The sequence below is a fragment of the Hominisplanchenecus sp. genome, assembly GCF_046967715.1.
Classification (GTDB): Bacteria; Bacillota; Clostridia; order Lachnospirales; family Lachnospiraceae; genus Hominisplanchenecus; species Hominisplanchenecus faecis.
The window spans coordinates 1-6,167 of sequence record NZ_JBKVNQ010000092.1; the positions used below are offsets into that span (position 1 = coordinate 1).

Annotated in this window: 6 protein-coding genes; all 6 read left to right on the forward strand. The window is 44.9% G+C overall.

Going from position 1 to position 6,167, the window contains the following annotated elements; all coding sequences use genetic code 11:
- The first annotated feature begins 206 nt into the window (after positions 1–206).
- Positions 207–584, forward strand: a complete 378-nt coding sequence (locus ACLTL4_RS10625; RefSeq protein WP_173897335.1) for a YraN family protein — start codon at positions 207–209, stop codon at positions 582–584.
- 90 nt (positions 585–674) lie between these two features.
- A complete protein-coding gene (pgeF, locus tag ACLTL4_RS10630) occupies positions 675–1,505 on the forward strand; it encodes a peptidoglycan editing factor PgeF (RefSeq protein WP_022119455.1) in 831 nt (276 codons plus the stop codon).
- 4 nt (positions 1,506–1,509) lie between these two features.
- Positions 1,510–2,484 (forward strand): TIM barrel protein, encoded by a 975-nt coding sequence (locus ACLTL4_RS10635; RefSeq protein WP_412291501.1) that lies wholly within the window; start codon positions 1,510–1,512, stop codon positions 2,482–2,484.
- Positions 2,485–2,675: 191 nt separating this feature from the next.
- Positions 2,676–3,374, forward strand: a complete 699-nt coding sequence (locus ACLTL4_RS10640) for an ABC transporter ATP-binding protein (protein WP_173866489.1) — start codon at positions 2,676–2,678, stop codon at positions 3,372–3,374.
- A 12-nt stretch (positions 3,375–3,386) separates the two neighbouring features.
- A complete protein-coding gene (locus tag ACLTL4_RS10645) occupies positions 3,387–5,717 on the forward strand; it encodes an ABC transporter permease (RefSeq protein WP_412320520.1) in 2,331 nt (776 codons plus the stop codon).
- 196 nt (positions 5,718–5,913) lie between these two features.
- A partial coding sequence (locus ACLTL4_RS10650) for a hypothetical protein (RefSeq protein WP_412320521.1) occupies positions 5,914–6,167 on the forward strand: 254 nt, incomplete at its 3' end.

Consider the following 6,167-nt stretch of genomic DNA (forward strand, 5'->3'; position numbering starts at 1 on the left):
GAATATACTGGAAGAAGGATTAAGACGAATAGCATAAAAGGAATAACAATATAGGGCAGGGACTGCCCGAATTAACGCCTGTGGAGATAGTAGGTTACGAGGTCTGCGAAGCAGGAAGCCCATTGGCTTTAGACAATGGGTAGTTCACAGTGCGAAACATGAAAAATCGCATATAACTCATAATACAAAAGAAAATGGGGGTATCAATGACAAGAGGGGGAAACACACGCAAAACTGGGGCAAGATATGAATTACTGGCAGCCGTCCATCTGGAAAAATGTGGTTATCATATCATAGAGAAAAATTATCGCTGCCGGATCGGGGAGATCGATCTGGTCGCCTGCGACGGGGCGTATCTGGTATTTGTGGAGGTCAAATACCGCAAAAACAACAAGAAGGGCGGTGCGGCAGCGGCCGTATCCACAGCAAAGCAGAAAACGATCAGCCGCGTGGCAGATTATTATATGAAAGTTCACGGGATCTGTGCAGACCAGAGTGTCCGGTTTGATGTCGTGGCATTTGACGGAGAAGAGATGGAACTGATCCGGGATGCGTTTGCCTATGCCGGAAATGTCCGGTTTTGATCGGTATTTAGCAGAGCAATTTGCAGGCATCTATTGGGGTCAAAAGAACTTTTGACACTGGCATTTCAGGAGTTTGCAGGAGGAAGATAAATGGGTACTTTTGAAAAAAGAGAAAAAAACGGTGTGACATGGCTTTCCGCTACGCCGTTTGAAAAGATGGAAGGGATCGTGCAGGGATTTTCAACGCGGCTTGGCGGAGTGAGCACAGAGCATCTGTCGAGCATGAACCTGAGTTTTTCGCGTGGCGATCAGGAAGAAAATGTACGTGAAAATTTCAGAAGAATTGCAGATGCGATCGGTTTCACACCGGAAGATCTGGTCTTTTCGGATCAGACGCATACGACCAACATCCGTGTGGTGACAGAAGCAGACCGCGGCAAAGGATTTACAAAACCGCTGGATTATACGGATGTGGACGGACTGATCACAGACGTTCCGGGACTGGTGCTGGCAACGTTTTATGCAGACTGTGTGCCGCTGTATTTTGTAGATCCCATCAGAAAAGCAGTCGGGCTTTCACATTCCGGCTGGCGTGGAACGGTTCATAAGATCGGCAAGATAACGGTTCAGGCGATGGCGGATCAATATGGAAGCAGACCGGAAGATATCGTAGCAATAATCGGGCCATCGATCTGTCAGGACTGTTATGAAGTCAGCGAGGATGTCATTCTGGAATTTCAGAAATATTATCGTGAAGACTGTCAGAGCGAATTGTATTACCGGAAAGAAAACGGAAAGTATCAGCTGAATTTATGGAGGGCAAATGAGATTGTGATGGAGGAGGCCGGAATCTTGCCGGAAAACATCCATACGACCCAGTGGTGTACCTGCTGCAATCCGGAACTTTTGTATTCACACCGTGCCTCAAAAGGCAAACGTGGCAATCTGGCAGCATTTCTCGGACTGAAGAGGAGCGAATGATTTTATGAAACAGATGATCAACACAACGGATTATGCGTTTGATGTGGAACGCTATCGGGATGAGGCAGATGCCATTTCGTTTGCAGGAAATCTTGGTATGGATGGATTTGAACTGCTGCCGTGTGAGGGAGGAAGAGATGATTTCTTTACAGAACGATCCGTGGTTGGCGTACATCTGCGATATTTTGATTCCTGGCTGGATTTCTGGAATGGAAAACTGGAGATGTTGAGCAAAGAATACGGATCCTTTGAAAAAGTGAAAGAGATTTTCGGAGGGCTCGATCGCAGCTGTATCCTGAAACGTTTTCGGGAAGACCTGGAGCGTGCCAGAAAGCTGAAAGCCCGCTATGTGGTCTTTCATGTAAGCGATGTCAGTGCCAGGGAGCTGTTTACCTATCAGTGCCGGCACACAGACGAAGAAGTGATCGATGCGGCGGCAGAACTGATCAATCTTTTGCTGGATGGAGAAGATTACACGTTTGATTTCCTCATGGAAAATCTCTGGTGGCCGGGTCTTACCATGACAAGGCCGGAGATGACGAAGCGTCTGCTCTCGCAGGTCCATTATCAAAAGAAAGGCATTATGCTGGATACCGGGCATCTGATGCACATGAATCTGGAACTGAAAACGCAGGATGAGGCGGTCGATTACATCCTGGAAAAAGTTGCAGAGCATGGAAATCTGGCTTCTTATATCAAAGGCATGCATTTAAATCAGAGCATCACGGGTGCGTATGTGAAAACGCTGATCACCAAAAAGGATGCCATGCCATCGGATTACGAAGCATGTTCCAAAGCCTGCTATGAACACGTCTTCCAGATCGACCAGCATCTGCCTTTTACCACACCGAAAGTTCAGAAACTGGTAGAAACCATAAAACCGGAATATCTGACACATGAGCTGATGTCCTACGGAAGAAGCGAGCATGAGATCAAGCTGGTGATGCAGCGTGCAGCTTTGAAGGGGAAAAATCTATAATAACCATTCAGGCTTTGCCCGTGACAGCTTTTTAAAACGAGAAAAATTATCAAATACAAATCAGAAAAAAGCGAGACAACTGTGCTATAATGACCATAAGTTAGTTGATTCTAACATCAAATATAAAGTGACTACCGCCTTTGCAGACAGTGAGCGACAAGTTACAGACTATTTTTTGGGAGAGGAAAAATATGTTTTTAGAGATCAAAGACTTGAAAAAATCATTTGGCACAGCAGAAAACAGGACGGAAGTGCTGAAAGGAATTGACTTTTCTGTTGAAAAAGGACAGATCTGTGTGCTGCTTGGACCATCCGGTTCCGGAAAATCTACGCTTCTGAATATTATCGGCGGGATTGACCAGGCGGACGAAGGGTATGTCTCCATCAATGGTGAGAAAACGGCGGATATGAAAGAAAAAAGACTGACGCAATACCGCCGCCGACATCTGGGATATGTATTTCAGATGTACAATCTGATACCAAATCTCAGTGTCAGAGAAAATATTGAAGTGGGAGCTTATTTAAGCGACAGACCGCTGGAACTGGATGAGCTTCTGAAAACACTTGGGCTGTATGAACATCGCAACAAGCTGCCGAACCAGCTTTCCGGCGGACAGCAGCAGAGGACGGCAATCGGGCGTGCAATCATCAAAAATCCGGACATTCTCCTGTGTGATGAGCCGACGGGTGCACTGGATTACAAGACTTCCAAAGAAATCCTCTGCCTGATCGAGCAGATCAACCAGAAATACGGCAACACGGTGATCATGGTAACGCACAATGATGCCATCAAAAATATGGCAGACCGTGTCGTAAAGCTCAGGGACGGACAAATCCGGAAAAATTATGTCAATGAAACCAAGATCGCAGCAGCTGATCTGGAATGGTAAGGCGGTGAGAATATGAAAAATCCATTGCTCAAACGTCTTCCAAGAGAACTGATCGGTGACATTGGAAAATACCTTGCAGTTTTTCTTTTTATGACAGCGACGATCGGATTTGTCTCCGGTTTCCTGGTGGCAGATGACAGTATGCTGGCAGCTTATCAGGAAAGCTTTGAGAAATATCACATCGAAGATGGAAACTTTACATTGGAGAAAAAGGCAACGGACAGTCAGATCAAAAGACTGGAAAAAGAAGGCGTTCAGATTTATGAAAATTACTATGTCGAAGAAGATGCAGATACTGATCTCGACGGGGAAAAGGACAGTACAGTCCGCGTTTACAAAAACCGCAGCCAGATCGATCTCGTATGCCTGATGAAAGGAGAGCTTCCCAAGAAGGAAGATGAGATTGCCATCGACCGTATGTATGCAGAAAATAACAAGATACAGATCAGTGACGTCATAAAAGTCGGAAAAGAAGAAAAAACGGTGACAGGCTATGTGGCACTGTCCGATTACAGTGCACTGTTTTCCAATAATTCGGATATGATGTTTGATGCAGTTAAGTTCGGTGTTGCCATTGTTACAGATGAAGCCTTTGACAATCTGGAAGAAACGCACCTTAAATATCGTTATTCCTGGACATATGATGATCCGCCACAGGGAGAAAAAGCAGAGAAAGAACGTTCCGATGACTTTCTTGAGATACTGGCAGATTACACATCGGTGACAGGCTATATCCCACGCTATGCAAATCAGGCGATCCATTTCACCGGAGACGATATGGGCAGTGACCGTTCGATGATGATCGTGCTTTTGTATATCCTGATTGCAATCATGGCCTTTGTTTTTGCGGTGACAACAAACAATACGATTGTCAAAGAGGCTGCGGTGATCGGAACCCTGCGGGCTTCCGGTTATACAAGAAAAGAACTTCTGGTACATTACATGACACTGCCGCTTCTGGTCACGGTTATAGCAGCGGTGATCGGAAATGTTCTGGGTTATACCGTCTTTAAAAATATCTGTGCCGGTATGTATTATGGAAGTTACAGTCTTCCGACCTACGAAACGAGATGGAATATGGATGCATTCGTCCTGACGACCATTGTGCCGTTTGTGATCATGCTGCTGGTCAATCTGGTCCTGATCTCGAAAAGATTAAAACTCACTCCGCTGAAGTTTCTAAGAAGAGACTTAAGCACATCAAAAAAACAAAAAGCAGTGAAACTGCCGGATATTCGCTTTTTTGACCGGTTCCGTCTGCGTATTATCCTGCAGAACAAATCCAGTTACATCACGTTGTTTGTGGGAATCGTATTTGCCAATATTCTGCTGCTGTTCGGCATGATGATGGCACCGCTTCTGGATCATTACCAGGAACAGACCGTTGACAATATGATCGCAGATTATCAGTACATTCTAAACGTACCGGATGAGATTGATGAGGATGACACTTACACCCTGTATGGGGCACTGAGCCGCTTCCTGACTCCGTCACTGGAAACAGAAAACAAAAAGGCAGAAAAATTCTGCATGGAATCACTGGAAACCATTCCGGGCAAACGGGACAGTGAGAGCGTCACTGTCTACGGAACACAGCAGGGAAGTCATTACATGAAGGCGGATTTTCCGGATGAGGGTGTGTATATTTCAGATGGATATGCGGAAAAATACAATATAAAAACAGGAGATACCATTTGGCTGAAAGAGACTTACGGGGATAAAACATACTCTTTTGCGGTAAAAGGAATCTATGTCTATCCGTCCGGACTTTCCGTATTTATGTCAATGCCGCAGTTCTGCCGTGTGTTTGAGAAATCCGACACGTATTTTAATGGCTATTTCTCAAACGAAAAGATCACCGATATCGAAGAAGCGTACATTGCTTCCACGATCACACAGGACGACCTGACCAAGATTTCCAGACAGCTGGATGTCTCTATGGGAAATATGTTTCAGCTGATCAATGTATTTGCGGTTCTTCTGTTTGCCCTTCTGATCTATCTTCTGACAAAACTGATCATTGAAAAGAATGAACATTCTATTTCCATGGTTAAGATCCTTGGCTATGAAAATGATGAGATCGTCCGCCTGTATCTGGTTTCCACAAGTTGGGTGGTTGCCGTTTCCGTATTGCTGAGTCTGTGGATCGCCACCTGGACGATCAAGGTGATCTATGTCTATATGATGGCAGAGTTTTCAGGCTGGCTTTCTCTGTACATTGAGCCTGCAATATACTGGAAGATGTTTCTGATGGGCATGGCAGTTTATGCATTGGTTGCTTTGCTACAGTTCTTTAGAATCAGCAAAATACCGATGGAAACGGCACTGAAAAATATCGAATAGAGAAAAGTAAATAAAATCTGCTAAAAAATACATTGCTATATAGTAAAAATAATGGTAAAATCTAAGTAATGTTTCAGCAGATGGGAAAAGATTGCACGTCATGCAGACATGGCGTGCATTTTTTTGATGAAACTTCTTCTGATTCAGCAAATGTTAAAAAAGAGAGTAACAATAAGAGAGGAGAAAAGCAAAAAGTATGAAAAAGAAAAAACTTTGGAAAGCCATGTCTGCGGCTTTGTCAGCTGTTCTGCTGGCAACTTCCGTGCCTTCTGCAGCATTTGCGGCAGTACCGGCAAAAACAGCAGATGTGCAGACAAAAGCAGCTGATGAAAATGAGCTGAAGCTGTGGTATGACGAAAAAGCTCCGGACAGCTATGACGGATGGGAAAAATGGTCCCTTCCGCTTGGAAACAGCGGCATCGGTGCCAGCGTGTTCGGTGGCATTACCCA

Coding starts and splice junctions, on each gene's coding strand:
- ACLTL4_RS10645 (WP_412320520.1), top strand. CDS start 3,387: ATGAAAAATCCATTGCTCAAACGTCTTCCAAGAGAACTGATCGGTGAC.
- ACLTL4_RS10640 (WP_173866489.1), top strand. CDS start 2,676: ATGTTTTTAGAGATCAAAGACTTGAAAAAATCATTTGGCACAGCAGAA.
- ACLTL4_RS10625 (WP_173897335.1), top strand. CDS start 207: ATGACAAGAGGGGGAAACACACGCAAAACTGGGGCAAGATATGAATTA.
- ACLTL4_RS10635 (WP_412291501.1), top strand. CDS start 1,510: ATGAAACAGATGATCAACACAACGGATTATGCGTTTGATGTGGAACGC.
- pgeF (WP_022119455.1), top strand. CDS start 675: ATGGGTACTTTTGAAAAAAGAGAAAAAAACGGTGTGACATGGCTTTCC.